This is a genomic window from Acidovorax sp. SUPP2539, assembly GCF_030158975.1.
Lineage (GTDB): Bacteria > Pseudomonadota > Gammaproteobacteria > Burkholderiales > Burkholderiaceae_C > Paracidovorax.
The window spans coordinates 43,611-57,884 of the sequence record NZ_BQXJ01000002.1; the positions used below are offsets into that span (position 1 = coordinate 43,611).

The following is a 14,274-nucleotide window of genomic DNA, read 5'->3' on the forward strand; positions in this document are numbered from 1 at the left end:
GCATTTTTGGAGATTCCTCCGTGGAAACCTACCCCAGTTGGTAGCTTTCAGCTCCCGGCCTGCCGAGGGTTGAAAGCCGCCCCATCCCTCGCAGAAAAAGCCCATCACACACCGGGAGTGAGCCCACATGCTCAACATTTTCACGCTCGCCAACGGCCGGCTCGTCCAGGAAGAAATCGAATCCCTGGAAGAGCTGGCGCAGTTCCAGCCCATCTGGGTCGACCTGGAGTCGCCCACCCTCGAAGAAAAACGCTGGGTCAAGCAGCATTACGGCCTCTTCATCCCCGAAGACGCCATGGACGAGGACATCGAGGAATCCGCCCGCTTCTATGAAGAAGACAACGGCGAGCTGCACATTCGCAGCGACTTTCTCATCGACGACGAAGACGACCCGCGCTCGGTGCGCGTGGCCTTCATCCTGAACCTCGTCAACGACACGCTCAAGAGCAAGGGCGTGCTCTTTTCCATCCACGACGAAGACGTGCCCGTCTTCCGCCTGCTGCGCATGCGCGCGCGCCGGGCACCGGGCCTGATCGAGGATGCGAAGGAGGTGTTGCTCAAGCTCTTCGACGCCGACGCCGAATACTCCGCCGATACCCTCGAAGGCATCTACGACGACCTGAAGAAGGTCAGCGTGCAGGTGCTGGCCGGCGATGTGACCGATGCCCGCGCCGGCGAGGTGCTGGCCGCCATCGCGCGCCAGGAGGACCTGAACGGCCGCATCCGCCGCAACGTGATGGACACGCGCCGCGCCGTGAGCTTCATGATGCGCAGCAAGATGCTCAACGCCGAGCAGTTCGAGGAGGCGCGCCAGATCCTGCGCGACATCGAGTCGCTCGATAACCACACGGCGTTCCTGTTCGACAAGATCAACTTCCTGATGGACGCCACGGTCGGCTTCATCAACATCAACCAGAACAAGATCATCAAGATCTTCTCGGTCGCCAGCGTCGCCCTGCTGCCGCCGACGCTGATCGCCAGCGTCTACGGCATGAACTTCAAGTTCATGCCCGAGCTGGACTGGTCGCTGGGCTACCCCTATGCGCTGGCGCTGATGGTGGCCAGCGCCCTGGGCCCCATGTGGTACTTCCGAAAGCGCGGCTGGTTGAAGTGACCCCCTGAGCCGCTGCGCGGCTTCCCCCCAGGGGGACGACGCCAGTGGCCCGACGGAGCCGGTTCCACGGCGTCTGCTGGCTTGAAGGCACGCGCGCTGCCGAGACCCGGCGGTCTAGCATCGAATCGCCCCCCAGCACAATCAGTACTAGGGCATTCTGCTATTGATTTCTTAGCAATCGAATGCCCGGAGCACGCTGTGCGGCGTCTGCGGGCCTCCAAGCACGCGCCCCGTCGAAAATTGCCCATTGAGAGCCAAACGACCCTCCAGCGCAATGTCCACTAGGGCATAAAGCTATTATTTTTACAGCACATCAAGAAACCGCCCGATGATGCCATCGGCATACCGGCTGGCCACGGCCTGCACGAAGCGGGGGAAGTCCACGTGCGCGGCGTCGTCCGCGCGGTCGGAGACGGTGCGGACGGCGGCAAATGGCACGCCGTAGTCGCTGCAGACCTGGGCCACGGCGGCACCCTCCATCTCCACCGCCAGCACCGCATGGCCGGCGGCGGTGAACGCGTCGCGCAGCGACTGCGATTCCTGCACGGTCGACACGAAGCGGTCGCCGCTCGCGATCAGGCCCCGGTGCACGCGCGGCGCGCGCAGGAGCGGGTGCAGTCCGGCGCCGTCCCGCAGCGCGGCCGCGCCGCTGGCCAGGTATTCGCCGGCGGCATCGGCCAGCCGGTCGGCCAGCGCTTCATCGCACGGCAGCCGGGTGCGGCCGTAGCCGGGCAACTCCCAGCGGGGGAACAGGGGCGAGGCGTCCATGTCGTGCTGCAGGAAGTCGTGCGCCACGACCACGTCGCCCACCTGCACGTCCGCGCCCAGGCCGCCGGCCACGCCGGTGAACACCACGCGCGCCGCGCCGAAGCGCTCGATCAGCGCCGTGGCGGTGGTGGCGGCCGCGACCTTGCCGATGCCCGAGAGCGCCAGCACCACCTCACGACCGTGCAGGCCGCCGCTCCAGAACGTGCGGCCGGCATGGAGCGTGCGGCGCCCCCGGGTGAGCGCGTCGATGAGGCCCTGCTGCTCTTCGGCCAGGGCGCTGAGGATGGCGGTCGTCACGGCCGCAACGCCCCCAGCGGTTGCGCCCGCGCCGGGGTGGCCCGGGGCCAGGACGGGACGGGCCGCACTAGCGCTTGTCGCGCAGTTCGCGGCGCAGGATCTTGCCCACCGGAGTCTTGGGCAGCGAATCGCGGAACTCGATCACGCGGGGCTGCTTGTAGCCGGTGAGGTTGGCCTTGCAGAACTCGCGCACCTGCGCCTCGGTGAGGTCGGTGCCGCGCTTGACGATGACCAGTTTGACGGCTTCGCCCGTCTTCTCGTCGGGCACGCCCACCACCGCGCATTCGAGCACGCCGGGCAGCGTGGCCACCACGTCCTCGACCTCGTTGGGGTAGACGTTGAAGCCGCTCACCAGCACCATGTCCTTCTTGCGGTCCACGATCTTGAAGTAGCCGCGCTCGTCGATCACGCCGATGTCGCCGGACTTGAAGTAGCCGTCGTCCGTCATGACCTTGGCGGTCTCGTCGGGCCGCTGCCAGTAGCCGGCCATGACTTGCGGGCCCTTGATGGCGATCTCGCCGCGCGCGCCCGGCTCGGTCACGTCGCGGCCATCGTCGTCGATGAGCTTCATGTAGGTGCTGGAGATCGGCACGCCGATGGTGCCGGTGAACGCCTTTTCGGTGGCCGGGTTGCAGGCGACCGTGGGGCTGGTCTCCGACAGGCCGTAGCCTTCGCAGATGGGGCAGCCGGTCTTCTCCAGCCAGAGCTTGGCCACCGCGCCCTGCACGGCCATGCCGCCGCCCACCGACACCTTGAGGTTCTTCCAGTTCACGGTGTTGAAGTCGGGGTGGTGGGCCAGGCCGTTGAACAGCGTGTTCACGGCCGGGAAGCTGTGGAAGGTGTGCCGCGAAAGCTCCTTGAGCACCGCCGCCAGGTCGCGGGGGTTGGGCAGCAGGATGTTCTTGGCGCCCGTGCGCATGCTCATCATCATGTTCACCGTGAAGGCGAAGATGTGATAGAGCGGCAGCGCACACACGGTGGTGGGCTGCTCGTTGGCCGGCACGGTCTGCATCACGGGAACGTTCCAGGCCTCGGCCTGCAGCACGTTGGCGATGATGTTGCGGTGCAGGAGCACGGCGCCCTTGCTCACGCCCGTGGTGCCGCCCGTGTACTGCAGCAGGGCCACGTCGTCGGGGCGCAGGTCGGGGACCTTGAGCGTGCCGCGCGCGCCCTGCGACAGGGCGTCGTTGAAGCGCACCGCGCCTGGCAGGCTGAACGGCGGCACGAGCTTCTTCACGCTGCGCACCACGTAGTTGACGATCAGGCCCTTGGGGAAGCCCAGGCGGTCGCCCATGGCGCACAGCACGACGTGCTTGACCTGCGTGGCGCCGATGCACGCCTGCAGCGTGGCGGCGAAATTCTCGATGATGACGATGGCCTTGGCGCCCGAGTCCTTGAGCTGGTGCTCCAGTTCACGCGGGGTGTACAGCGGGTTCACGTTCACCACCACGAAACCGGCGCGCAGGATGGCGGCCACGGCCACGGGGTACTGCGGCACGTTGGGCATCATGACCGCCACGCGATCGCCCCTGGCCAGCCCCAGGCCCTGGAGATAGGCCGCGATGTGGCGGCTTTGCACGTCCGTCTCGCCGAAGCTCACATCCTTGCCCATGTAGCTGTAGGCCACGCGGTCGGCGTACTTGCCGAAGCCCTCTTCCATCAGGGCGATGAGCGAGGGGTACTGCGCCGGGTCGATGTCGGCCGGCACCCCGGGTGGGTAGGCGGCAAGCCACGGGCGGTCATTCATGCTGTGTGTCTCCAAACCTGCTGTTACAAAAAGGAGCCCGCATTGTCGTCGCGGGCGAAGGCGCCAGGGGCCTGTAGTTTCCCTAAACCGTGCGCCCCTGCTGCAGCGGCCGCCACGCGGGCGGCACCGGAGGGGCGCGCGGGCCTATTCGATGGCCTTGCCGATGTCCTCGACGACCTTCTTGGCGTCGCCGAAGACCATCATGGTCTTGTCCATGTAGAACAACTCGTTGTCCAGGCCGGCATAGCCCGCCGCCATGGAACGCTTGTTCACGATCACGGTCTTGGCCTTGTAGGCCTCCAGGATGGGCATGCCGTAGATGGGGCTGCCCTTGGTGTGCGCGGCGGGGTTCACCACGTCGTTGGCGCCGAGGATGATCGCCACGTCCACCTGTCCGAATTCGCCGTTGATGTCTTCCATCTCGAACACCTGGTCGTAGGGCACCTCGGCCTCGGCGAGCAGCACGTTCATGTGGCCCGGCATGCGCCCGGCCACCGGGTGGATGGCGTATTTGACGGTGATGCCCTTCTCGGCGAGCTTGGCGGCCAGCTCCTTGACCGCATGCTGGGCGCGCGCCACGGCCAGGCCGTAGCCGGGCACGATCACCACGGTCTCGGCGTTGCCCAGCACGAAGGCGGCGTCGTCGGCGCTGCCGCTCTTGACGCTGCGCTGCGCCTGCGCGCCGCCGGCCGAAGCCGCCGCCGCATCGCCGCCGAACCCGCCCAGGATCACGTTGAAGAACGAGCGGTTCATCGCCTTGCACATGATGTAGGACAGGATGGCGCCCGAGCTGCCCACCAGCGATCCGGCGATGATGAGCATGCTGTTGTTCAGGCTGAAGCCGATGCCCGCCGCCGCCCAGCCCGAGTAGCTGTTGAGCATCGAGACCACCACCGGCATGTCCGCGCCGCCGATGGGAATGATGATGAGCACGCCCATCACGAACGCCAGCGCCAGCATGGCGAAGAAGGCGGTCCAGCTTTCGGTGGCCATGTAGACCAGCCCGAGCCCGATGGTCGCCAGGCCCAGCACGAGGTTGAGCAGGTGCTGGCCCTTGAACTGCACCGGCGCACCCTGGAACCAGCGGAACTTGTATTTGCCCGACAGCTTGCCGAAGGCGATCACCGAGCCGCTGAAGGTGATGGCACCGATGGCTGCGCCCAGGAACAGCTCCAGCCGGTTGCCGAACGGGATCGGCAGCCGCGCGAAGCCTTCCACCAGCACGGTGCCCTCGGGCGTGGCGGCGCTGGCCAGGGCCGGCACGGGGGGCGGCACGATACCGAAGGCCCAGGGTTCGGCCACCGCGGCGACGGCGATGAACACGGCCGCCAGGCCGATCATGCTGTGCATGAAGGCGACCAGTTCGGGCATCTTGGTCATCTCCACCCGCTGGGCCATCACCGTGCCGGCAGCGCCCCCGACGAGCAATCCGAGCAGCACCCAGGCCAGGCCCATGGGCGCGCCGCGCGTGACGCTCCAGATCAGCGCGGCGGTGGTGAGCACGGCGATCGCCATGCCGACCATGCCGAACAGGTTGCCCCGGATCGAGGTGGTGGGATGCGAGAGCCCCTTGAGCGCCTGGATGAAGCAGACGCTGGCCACCAGGTACAGCAGCGTGACGAGGTTCATGCTCATGGCGCGGCCTTGTCGGAAGCGGTGCCGGCGGCAGCGGGGGGCGCAGGCTTGCGCTCCTTCTTGCGGAACATCTCCAGCATGCGCCGCGTGACGAGGAAGCCGCCGAACACGTTCACCGCGGCCAGCGCCACCGCGAGCACGCCCATGGTCTTGCCCAGGGTGGTCTCGGTGAGGGCCGCGGCCAGCATGGCGCCGACGATCACGATGGCCGAGATCGCGTTCGTCACCGCCATCAGCGGCGTGTGCAGCGCCGGGGTCACGGTCCACACCACGTGGTAGCCGACATAGATGGCCAGCACGAAGATGATCAGGTTGATCAGCGTGGGGGAAACGGCATCCATGGCAGCACTCCTTGAAGGTGAAGGGGCGAACGGGGCGAAGGAACGGACGACTGGCTGAACGGCGGAACGACGGAAGGGCTACTGCGGCGGGGCGATCGGGAACGGCGGCACGATCAGCCGGCCGTCCATCATCGCGGTGCTCAACCGCGCGGCCTGCGCCATCTTGTCGCCCCACTCCAGCGCCGGACGGCCGGCGCGCAGGAAGGCCTCGTTGTCGCGCGTGGGCGGGCGCAGCAGGCGCTGATCGACCAGCGCATCGATGGTGACGATGGCGCCGCCGTTGGTGGCATAGCGGAAGAACACGTGCGAGTACGGCTTGGTGGGCGCCGCCTGGTTCATGGACAGCCACTGCGCCACGGCGGGGCGGTTCTTGGCCAGGTAGTCCTCGGTATCGGCGCGGCGCTTGTAGCGCAGGCAGTCGATGCGCGCGGGGCTGCCCTGGGCCTTGTCCTCGACGAAAACGCCCTGCTGCTGGGGGCACGGGGCCGTCCACAGCGTGGTGTCGCGTGGGTAGTTGGTGCTGTTGGTCTGCACCAGCAGCACGGCCAGCAGCGGCCGGTCCTTGCCCGGACCGCGCAGGCCCATGGCGGTCATCTGCGTGGGCAGGTCGGCGGAGGTGTCGTCGGGCAGCACGTCGATCACCTCGTCGCGGCGGCCGAGCACCTCCCAGTCGCCGGGCGGCAGTTCCAGCTGCGCACGGCCCACGTGCGGCAGCGCGGGCTGCACGGGCGCGCAGGCGGCCAGGGTGAGCAGCGAGGCGATGGCGAGCAGCGGGCCGCCAAGGCGGGGGGACAGGGGGAGCAGGGATGAAAGCCGGGTCTTCACAGGAATGCTTGTCTTGTCATGCGCGGGTGACCGCGCCTTCATGGGCCACGAGGCAGGCGGCGACGATGTCGTCTTGCCGGTCCACGTGCAGGGCCCCTTCGGGGTGGATGATGAGCTTGAGGAAATCGAGCACGTTGCGCGCGTAGAGCGCCGAAGCGTCGGCCGCCACGAGCGCGGGCAGGTTGGTTTCGCCGACCAGCGTCACGCCATGGCGCACCACGGTCTGGCCGGCTTCGGTCAGCGGGCAGTTGCCGCCCTGGGGAGCGGCGATGTCGACGATCACCGAGCCCGGCTTCATGGACTGCACCATCGCCTCGGTCACCAGCACCGGCGCGGGCCGGCCGGGAATGAGGGCGGTGGTGATGACCACGTCGGCCTGGGCCACGCGCTTGGCCACCTCACCCTTCTGGCGTTCCAGCCAGCTGGCCGGCATGGCGCGCGCATAGCCGCCGGAGCCCTGGGCGGCCTCTTTCTCTTCGTCGGTTTCGAAGGGCACGTCGATGAACTTCGCGCCCAGCGACTCGACCTGGTCCTTGACCGAGGGCCGCACGTCGGAGGCCTCGATCACCGCACCCAGCCGCTTGGCCGTGGCGATGGCCTGCAGGCCGGCCACGCCCACGCCCAGCACCACCACGCGCGCGGCCTTCACCGTGCCGGCAGCGGTCATGAGCATGGGAAAGAAGCGCTGGTAACGGTCGGCCGCGATCATCACGGCCTTGTAGCCGGCGATGTTGGCCTGGGAAGACAGCACGTCCATGCTCTGGGCGCGCGTGGTGCGGGGCGCGGCCTCCAGCGCGTAGGCAGTGACGCCCGCCTGCGCCAGCCGCTGCAGGCCGGTCGCATCGAAGGGGTTGAGCATGCCGACCAGCGTGGCGCCGGGGCGCAGCAGGGGCGTTTCGGATTCGGTGGGGCAGCGGACCTTGAGCACCAGGTCGGCGCCCCAGGCGCCGGCGGCGTCCACGATCTCGGCGCCGGCCGCGGCATAGGCGGCATCCGGCACGCTGGCGGCCACGCCCGCACCCGCCTGGATGCGCACCGCATGGCCCTGGGCCTTGAGCTTCTTGACCGTCTCCGGGGTCGCGGCGACCCGGGTTTCTCCAACCATGGACTCGGCTGGTACACCTATCTGCATGTTGTCTGTCTCCCGGCTGGCGTGTGCTCGGCGATCTCCGCTCACTGGGCCCGAGCTTACCCGATGCGCTCCGCGGCATCGGCACGCCCCCATGACGAAGGCCCGGCGCACGCGAATGCGCCGGGCCTTGGCGTGCGGAGGCGATAGCGCCCCCGCGCGGCGCAGGGGATCAGTTCACCACCTGGGCCAGCGCGCCCGCGGCGTACTGGCCGGCCACGACCTGCAGGCTGTGGCCCTTGATCTTGGGCGCCTGGCCTTCGCAACCGAACTCGATGTAGCGCTGCTTGCAGATGGCCTTGGCGGCCTCGCGCGCGGGCTTGAGCCATTCGCGGGCGTCGAACTTTTCGGGGTTCTCGGCCAGGAACTTGCGCACGGCGCCCGTCATGGCCAGGCGGATGTCGGTGTCGATGTTGATCTTGCGCACGCCGATCTGGATGGCCTTCTGGATTTCCTCGACGGGCACGCCGTAGGTTTCCTTCATGTTGCCGCCGTACTGGCGAATGATCTCCAGCAGATCCTGCGGCACGCTGGAGCTGCCGTGCATCACCAGGTGGGTGTTGGGGATGCGGCGGTGGATTTCCTGAATGCGGTCGATGGCCAGGATGTCGCCCGTGGGCTTGCGCGTGAACTTGTAGGCGCCGTGGCTGGTGCCGATGGCGATGGCCAGCGCGTCGAGCTGGGTGCGCTTGACGAAGTCGGCGGCCTGCTCGGGGTCGGTCAGCAGTTGCTCGCGCGTCATGGTGGCGTCGGTGCCGTGGCCGTCTTCCTTGTCGCCCTTCATGGTCTCCAGCGAGCCCAGGCAGCCCAGTTCGCCCTCGACCGTGACGCCGACCTTGTGCGCCATGTCCACGACCTTGCGCGTCACGTCCACGTTGTATTCGTAGCTGGCGATGGTCTTGCCGTCGGCCTCGAGCGAGCCGTCCATCATCACGGACGAAAAGCCCAGGTCGATCGCGCCCTGGCACACGGCGGGGTTCTGGCCGTGGTCCTGGTGCATGACCAGGGGAATGTGGGGGTAGGCTTCGACGGCGGCCTGGATCAGATGCTTGATGAAGGCTTCGCCGGCGTACTTGCGGGCGCCGGCACTGGCCTGCAGGATGACCGGGGCGCCCGTCTCGTCGGCGGCGGCCATGACGGCCTGGACCTGTTCCAGGTTGTTCACGTTGAAGGCGGGAATGCCGTAGCGGTTTTCGGCGGCATGGTCGAGCAGTTCGCGCATCGAGACGAGAGGCATGGGATGGGTCCGTTCAATGGTGGGCAGTGGGGAAGGCACGCAGGCCCTGGAAGGCCGTCGGCCGCGGTGGTAACCGCTTCGTAACCGGCGATTTTATCCGGTCGGCCCCGCCGGGGAATCCATGAATTCCAGACGGTAGCAGGTGGTGAATGGCGGCGGTACGGCGCCCGGGCCGAAGCGTGCGCCGTGCGCCTCCGCCACGCGCGCGACGATCTCGTGTCCCAGGTGCAGGCTGTCCACCGGTGCGGGCGCAGCGCCCTGGTCATGGTGCCGGGCGCCGTCGTCCACCACCTGCAGCCAGGGGCCGCCGTGTTCGGCCTGCCCCAGTTGCACCTCGATGCGGGTGCCGTGCGGCGTGTGCTTGAGGGCGTTTTCCAGCAGGTTGCGCAGGGCGATCTCCAGCAGCACCGCGTTGCCGTGCCAGACCAAGGCGCCGGGCGCCGCGACGGCGATGCTGTCCTCGCGCGCCCAGGCCGCCTGGGCGTAATCGGCGCTCACGCCGCGCGCCAGTTCGGCCAGATCGACGGGCGCGGCCGCCTCGTGCAGCTGGGTGCGGCTGGCGCGTGCCAGGGCGAGGAGCTGGTTGAGCACGTGCCCGGCGCGCAGCGCATCCTGCCCGATGCGGGCCAGCGCCTGCGCCTGCTCCTGCGCCGACAGCCCCCCGTCCAGCGCCCGCGCCTGCAGCACGATGGACGACAGCGGCGTGCGCAGCTCGTGCGCCACCTCGTTGGCCAGCCGCCGCTCGCGCGCCAGCGCCGCCTGCTGGCGGTCCAGCAGGGTGTTGATGGACACGACCATCGGGTCGAGCTCGCGCGGGGCGTTGCCGGCGTCCAGCCGCTCGGCGCGCACCACGTCCAGCCGGGCCACGGCGTCCGACAGCGAGTACAGCGGCCGCAGCCCGCGCCGAACCGCCAGGCCCAGCGCCAGCGCCACCACCGGCAGCAGCCACAGCCCGGGCTCGATGATCTGGCCGGCGATGTCGTCGGCCAGGTCGTCGCGCTCGTCCAGGTTGAGCAGCACCATGATCTTGCGGTCGTGGGCCGCATCCCACTGCGAGAACCCCCGCCAGGACACCGGCGGGTCGCCCAGCTCCAGGTCGGCGAAGCCGTCCGGCAGGTCGAACGCCGGCAGCGGCGCGCTGCCCGTGCGCGACAGCAACTGGCCGTTCGCTCCCCACAGCACCACGCTCAGCGATTGCTGGTAGTCGTGCGCCTTGAGCCAGGGCGTGGGCGCGCGCTGCGTGGCCAGGGACGGCTCGACCCCGTCGGAGGCGCGCAAATTGAGCAGCAGCGCGGCGACGCTGGCCAGGTGTCCGTCGGTGAGCTCGTCGGCCTCGTGCACCCCGGTCTGGTAGCCCAGCCCGACGAAAGTGCCCCACACGACCACCAGCGCGCCCAGCGTCCACAGCAGCAGGCGCCGCATGAGCGAGCCCCTGCGCACAGGTGGCACGGGCGCCGCGGCGGTGTCGGCGGGCTCGGGGATCGGTGGGTCGGTAGGAAGGACGCGGCTCATGGCGTGTCCTCCAGCGGCATGAAGTAGCCCACGCCGCGCATGGTCTGGATGCGCCCGCTGCCGAGCTTGCGGCGCAGGTGGTGGATGTGCACTTCCACCGCATTGCTCTCCACGGCGCTTTGCCAGTTGTAGAGGCTTTCCTCGATCTGCTGGCGCGACAGCACCCGGCCGCGCGACTCCAGCAGCACCAGCAGCACCGAAAACTCGCGCGGGGACATGTCCACCTGCTGTCCCGCCCGGCGCACCGTGCGCGCGGCGGGGTCCACCTCTAGGTCACCATGGCGGATGGTGGGCGATGCCCGGCCCGCCGCCCGGCGCAGCAGGGCGCGCAGGCGGGCTTCCAGTTCGTCCACGTCGAACGGCTTGGCCAGGTAGTCGTCGGCCCCTTCGTCCAGCCCTGCGATGCGCTGGTGGACCTGGTCCCGGGCGGTGAGGATCAGCACCGGCATGGCCGGATCGGGCAGCGCGGGCGCGCCCGGGGCACCGGGCGGGCTGTGGCGCAACCGGCGCAGCAGCTGGGCGCCATCGCCATCGGGCAGGCCCAGGTCCAGCAGCACGGCATCGAACCGCTCCATGCGCAAGGCGCTCCAGGCGGCCGCCACGCTGGAACACACGTCCACCGCATAGCCGCGCTGGTGCAGGTTGGTGCGCAGGCCGCCGGCAATGCCTGCATCGTCTTCGACCACGAGGATTCGCATGGAGGCGATTGTCACCGCGATGCGCGGCGTTCCATGACCCCAGCCGTCCGGACCCGTTAAGACGGCGTTAAGAGCGGCTGCCTATCGTCCGCCCCCATGCCGATTTCCGCCTCCCCCGGCGCCGCAACTGCCGCGCCCCGCTCCGCCCCTCCGCTTCAACCGCTGGCCTGGGCGCTGGCCATTCTGGTCGCACTCATGGCCTGGGACACCTCGGGCCTAGACCTCGATCTGGCCCGCCTGTTCGGCTCGGCCCATGGCTTTCCCTTGCGCGACCATTGGCTTTTCGTGCACGTCCTGCACGAAGGCGCGCGGCGGCTGGGCTGGGTGCTGGTGCTGGTGCTCGCTATCGGCGTGTGGTGGCCGGTGGGCGTGCTGCGCCGGCTGGACCATGGCGAGCGGGTGCAGATGGCGATCAGCGCCCTGCTGTCGCTGGGGGTGATTGCGCTGCTCAAGCAGGGCAGCACCACCAGTTGCCCCTGGGACCTGGCGGAGTTCGGCGGCGTGGCGCGCTACGCCTCGCATTGGGCCCTGGGCGTCATGGACGGCGGTGGCGGCCACTGCTTTCCCGCAGGGCATGCCTCGGCCGGCTTCGCGTTCCTCGGTGGCTATTTCGCCCTGCGCCACAAGGCGCCGCGTGCCGCGCGCTGGTGGCTGGCCGGCGCCCTGGCCGCCGGCGTGGTCCTGGGACTGGCGCAGCAGGCACGGGGCGCCCACTTCACCAGCCACACGCTGTGGACCGGCTGGTTCTGCTGGATGACGGGCTGGCTTTGCGACCTCGTGGGACAGTGGATGCACCGGCACTTCCCGGAACTGGACAGCCAGCTGCCCGCCGAGGCCGACGCCCATGCTGTCCATTGAACTGGCCCTGTTCACGGCCGTGAACGCCACGGCAGCGACCCCGGCCGGCGTCGTGACCGCCGCGCGCTGGCTGTCGCAGGGGTTCCCCATCCTCGCGGGGCTTCTGGTGGCCGCGGGCCTGGCCTTTGGCAGCCCCCGGCTGCGCCAGGCCCTCATGCTGAGCCTGGTGGCCGTGGTGGTCGCTTGGTGCGCCGCGCGCGGCATCCGCGCATGGGTTCCCATGCCCCGCCCGGGGCAGCTCGGCCTCGGCGTGCAGTGGATCGAGCACGGCGTCCGCGCGGGCTTTCCCAGCATGCATGCCACCGGCGCGTTCGCGCTGGCCCAGGGGTTGGCCCTGGGGCTGCACCGGCGCCACGCGCCCTGGCAATGGCTGGCCTTCGGACTGGCAGCGGCCGTGGCGTGGAGCCGTGTCTGCCTGGGCGTGCACTTTCCCGCGGACGTGCTGGCAGGGGCCCTAACCGGCTGCGCAAGTGCCCTGTTCGCCAGGGCCCTGCTGCGGCACGTGCTCAGCTGGCGCGGCAGATCTTCAGCATATTGGTTCCGCCCGGCGCGCCCATCGGCTCGCCGCACGTGATCGCGTACAGGTCGCCCTGCTGCACGATGTTGCGGCTCTTGAGGTGGCCTTCGGCCTGCTCCAGCGCGGTGTCGCGGTCGGCGCTGGTGTCCATGAGCAGCGGGCGAACGTTGCGGTACATGGCCATCTTGCGCTGCGTTGCCACCTTGGGGGTGAGCGCGTAGATGGGAATGTGGATGCGGTGGCGGCTCATCCACAGCGCGGTGGAGCCGCTCTCCGTCATGGCCACGATGGCCTTGGCCCCCAGGTGGTGGGCGGTGAAGAGCGCGCCCATGGCGATGGACTGGTCGATGCGGCCCAGCGTCTGGCCGGTGAAGTCGGAATCGCGTTCGGGGTCTTCCGCCGCCTCGGCGGCGGCGCAGATCTTGGCCATCTCCTCCACCGTCTCCAGCGGGTACTTGCCCGCGGCGGTCTCGGCGCTCAGCATCACGGCGTCGGTGCCGTCCAGCACGGCGTTGGCCACGTCGCTCACCTCGGCGCGCGTGGGCACGGGGTTGGTGATCATGCTTTCCATCATCTGCGTGGCGGTGATGACGACCTTGTCCATGTCGCGCGCCATGCGGATCATCTTCTTTTGCAGCGCCGGAACGGCCGCGTTGCCCACCTCCACGGCCAGGTCGCCCCGCGCCACCATGATGCCGTCGGACACGCGCAGGATCTCCTCCAGGCGCGGCACGGCCTCGGCCCGCTCGATCTTGGCGATCAGGCCCGGCTTGTGCCGGTATTCGGCTGCAGCCACATTGCACAGCTGGCGCGCCATTTCCATGTCGGTGGCGTTCTTGGGAAAGCTCACGGCCACGTAGTCGGCCTGGAAGCTCATCGCGGTGCGGATGTCTTCCATGTCCTTGGCGGTGAGGGCCGGCGCGGTGAGCCCCCCGCCCTGCTTGTTGATGCCCTTGTTGTTGGACAGCTCGCCGCCGATCTTGACGGTGGTGTGAACTTCCTCGCCGCGCACGGCGTTCACCACCAGCACGATCAGGCCGTCATTGAGCAGCAGCACATCGCCCGCCTTCACGTCCCGTGGCAGCTCCTTGTAATCGAGGCCCACGCCGTTGTCGTCGCCCGGCACGGTGCGCGACGCGTCGAGGATGAAGGACTGGCCCTGCTGCAGTTGCACGCGGCCCTCGGCGAACTTGCCCACGCGGATCTTCGGACCCTGCAGGTCGGCCATGATGGCCACCTCGCGGCCCGCGCGCTGCGCGGCCTCGCGCACGGCGATGGCGCGGTCGATGTGGTCCTGCGCCTTGCCGTGGCTGAAGTTCAGCCGCACCACATTGACCCCGGCCCGGATCATCTGCTCCAGCAGTTGCGGGTCGCTGGAAGCGGGCCCGAGGGTGGCAACGATCTTGGTGGCGCGGCGGATCTGCATGGCGGTTCGGTCTCTCTGCGTGGATGTAATCGGGTTTCAATTTTGCATGAAAAGAGGTTACATCCACTCCGGACAGACCCCGGGACGATGCGTGCGGCGGGCCGGCATCACGCCGGATTGGACTCCGGCAGCGGTGGCCGGGCGTACCTCACCCGGCCACCCTGGGGCTC

Annotated in this window: 13 protein-coding genes; 3 read left to right on the forward strand and 10 right to left on the reverse strand. The window is 69.0% G+C overall.

Annotation, left to right across the window (positions count from 1 at the left end; all coding sequences use genetic code 11):
- Positions 1–127: 127 nt before the first annotated feature.
- Positions 128–1,114: a magnesium/cobalt transporter CorA gene (gene corA / locus AVTE2539_RS07830; protein ID WP_092742874.1), complete on the forward strand. Its 987-nt coding sequence runs from the start codon at positions 128–130 to the stop codon at positions 1,112–1,114.
- 303 nt (positions 1,115–1,417) lie between these two features.
- Here corA and AVTE2539_RS07835 read toward each other — a convergent pair whose 3' ends face one another.
- From AVTE2539_RS07835 to AVTE2539_RS07875, 9 genes are all read right to left on the reverse strand, one after another.
- A complete protein-coding gene (locus tag AVTE2539_RS07835; protein ID WP_284409547.1) occupies positions 1,418–2,179 on the reverse strand; it encodes a 5'-methylthioadenosine/adenosylhomocysteine nucleosidase in 762 nt (253 codons plus the stop codon).
- Between the two features lie 67 nt (positions 2,180–2,246).
- Positions 2,247–3,926 carry a long-chain-fatty-acid--CoA ligase gene (locus tag AVTE2539_RS07840; protein WP_284409549.1) on the reverse strand — a complete coding sequence of 560 codons (1,680 nt, stop codon included), beginning with the start codon at positions 3,924–3,926 and terminating at the stop codon, positions 2,247–2,249.
- A gap of 144 nt (positions 3,927–4,070) precedes the next feature.
- The gene (locus AVTE2539_RS07845; RefSeq protein WP_284409552.1) at positions 4,071–5,561 is read right to left on the reverse strand and encodes an NAD(P)(+) transhydrogenase (Re/Si-specific) subunit beta; all 1,491 of its coding nucleotides are present in this window, start codon (positions 5,559–5,561) and stop codon (positions 4,071–4,073) included.
- Positions 5,558–5,902: an NAD(P) transhydrogenase subunit alpha part 2 gene (locus AVTE2539_RS07850; protein ID WP_284409554.1), complete on the reverse strand. Its 345-nt coding sequence runs from the start codon at positions 5,900–5,902 to the stop codon at positions 5,558–5,560. Before AVTE2539_RS07850 ends, AVTE2539_RS07845 begins: the two co-directional genes overlap by 4 nt.
- Before the next feature lie 78 nt (positions 5,903–5,980).
- Positions 5,981–6,727: a hypothetical protein gene (locus AVTE2539_RS07855; protein WP_284409556.1), complete on the reverse strand. Its 747-nt coding sequence runs from the start codon at positions 6,725–6,727 to the stop codon at positions 5,981–5,983.
- 16 nt (positions 6,728–6,743) lie between these two features.
- A complete protein-coding gene (locus AVTE2539_RS07860) occupies positions 6,744–7,859 on the reverse strand; it encodes a Re/Si-specific NAD(P)(+) transhydrogenase subunit alpha (protein ID WP_284409558.1) in 1,116 nt (371 codons plus the stop codon).
- Between the two features lie 169 nt (positions 7,860–8,028).
- Positions 8,029–9,093 carry a class II fructose-bisphosphate aldolase gene (gene fba / locus AVTE2539_RS07865; protein ID WP_272566720.1) on the reverse strand — a complete coding sequence of 355 codons (1,065 nt, stop codon included), beginning with the start codon at positions 9,091–9,093 and terminating at the stop codon, positions 8,029–8,031.
- Between the two features lie 93 nt (positions 9,094–9,186).
- Positions 9,187–10,515, reverse strand: a complete 1,329-nt coding sequence (locus AVTE2539_RS07870; protein WP_284410638.1) for a histidine kinase dimerization/phospho-acceptor domain-containing protein — start codon at positions 10,513–10,515, stop codon at positions 9,187–9,189.
- 86 nt (positions 10,516–10,601) lie between these two features.
- Positions 10,602–11,303 (reverse strand): response regulator, encoded by a 702-nt coding sequence (locus AVTE2539_RS07875; protein WP_284409562.1) that lies wholly within the window; start codon positions 11,301–11,303, stop codon positions 10,602–10,604.
- A 96-nt stretch (positions 11,304–11,399) separates the two neighbouring features.
- Here AVTE2539_RS07875 and AVTE2539_RS07880 point away from each other — a divergent pair, with 96 nt between their 5' ends.
- Both AVTE2539_RS07880 and AVTE2539_RS07885 read left to right on the forward strand, forming a co-directional pair.
- Positions 11,400–12,161 (forward strand): phosphatase PAP2 family protein, encoded by a 762-nt coding sequence (locus AVTE2539_RS07880; protein WP_502868896.1) that lies wholly within the window; start codon positions 11,400–11,402, stop codon positions 12,159–12,161.
- On the forward strand, positions 12,148–12,735 hold the full coding sequence (locus tag AVTE2539_RS07885; RefSeq protein ID WP_284409564.1) for a phosphatase PAP2 family protein: 588 nt from the start codon (positions 12,148–12,150) through the stop codon (positions 12,733–12,735). Before AVTE2539_RS07880 ends, AVTE2539_RS07885 begins: the two co-directional genes overlap by 14 nt.
- On the opposite strand, the gene pyk is transcribed toward AVTE2539_RS07885, so the two are convergent.
- Entirely contained in the window at positions 12,668–14,104 is a 1,437-nt protein-coding gene (gene pyk / locus AVTE2539_RS07890; RefSeq protein WP_284409566.1) for a pyruvate kinase, read from the reverse strand. The two genes, AVTE2539_RS07885 and pyk, sit on opposite strands and share 68 nt — an antisense overlap.
- Between the last annotated feature and the right edge of the window lie 170 nt (positions 14,105–14,274).

Excerpts from the sequence above, each read along its gene's own strand:
- AVTE2539_RS07850 (WP_284409554.1), bottom strand. The coding sequence starts at position 5,902 with ATGGATGCCGTTTCCCCCACGCTGATCAACCTGATCATCTTCGTGCTG.
- AVTE2539_RS07880 (WP_502868896.1), top strand. The coding sequence starts at position 11,400 with ATGCCGATTTCCGCCTCCCCCGGCGCCGCAACTGCCGCGCCCCGCTCC.
- AVTE2539_RS07870 (WP_284410638.1), bottom strand. The coding sequence starts at position 10,515 with ATGCGGCGCCTGCTGCTGTGGACGCTGGGCGCGCTGGTGGTCGTGTGG.
- fba (WP_272566720.1), bottom strand. The coding sequence starts at position 9,093 with ATGCCTCTCGTCTCGATGCGCGAACTGCTCGACCATGCCGCCGAAAAC.
- corA (WP_092742874.1), top strand. The coding sequence starts at position 128 with ATGCTCAACATTTTCACGCTCGCCAACGGCCGGCTCGTCCAGGAAGAA.
- AVTE2539_RS07875 (WP_284409562.1), bottom strand. The coding sequence starts at position 11,303 with ATGCGAATCCTCGTGGTCGAAGACGATGCAGGCATTGCCGGCGGCCTG.
- pyk (WP_284409566.1), bottom strand. The coding sequence starts at position 14,104 with ATGCAGATCCGCCGCGCCACCAAGATCGTTGCCACCCTCGGGCCCGCT.
- AVTE2539_RS07845 (WP_284409552.1), bottom strand. The coding sequence starts at position 5,561 with ATGAGCATGAACCTCGTCACGCTGCTGTACCTGGTGGCCAGCGTCTGC.
- AVTE2539_RS07885 (WP_284409564.1), top strand. The coding sequence starts at position 12,148 with ATGCTGTCCATTGAACTGGCCCTGTTCACGGCCGTGAACGCCACGGCA.
- AVTE2539_RS07860 (WP_284409558.1), bottom strand. The coding sequence starts at position 7,859 with ATGCAGATAGGTGTACCAGCCGAGTCCATGGTTGGAGAAACCCGGGTC.
- AVTE2539_RS07840 (WP_284409549.1), bottom strand. The coding sequence starts at position 3,926 with ATGAATGACCGCCCGTGGCTTGCCGCCTACCCACCCGGGGTGCCGGCC.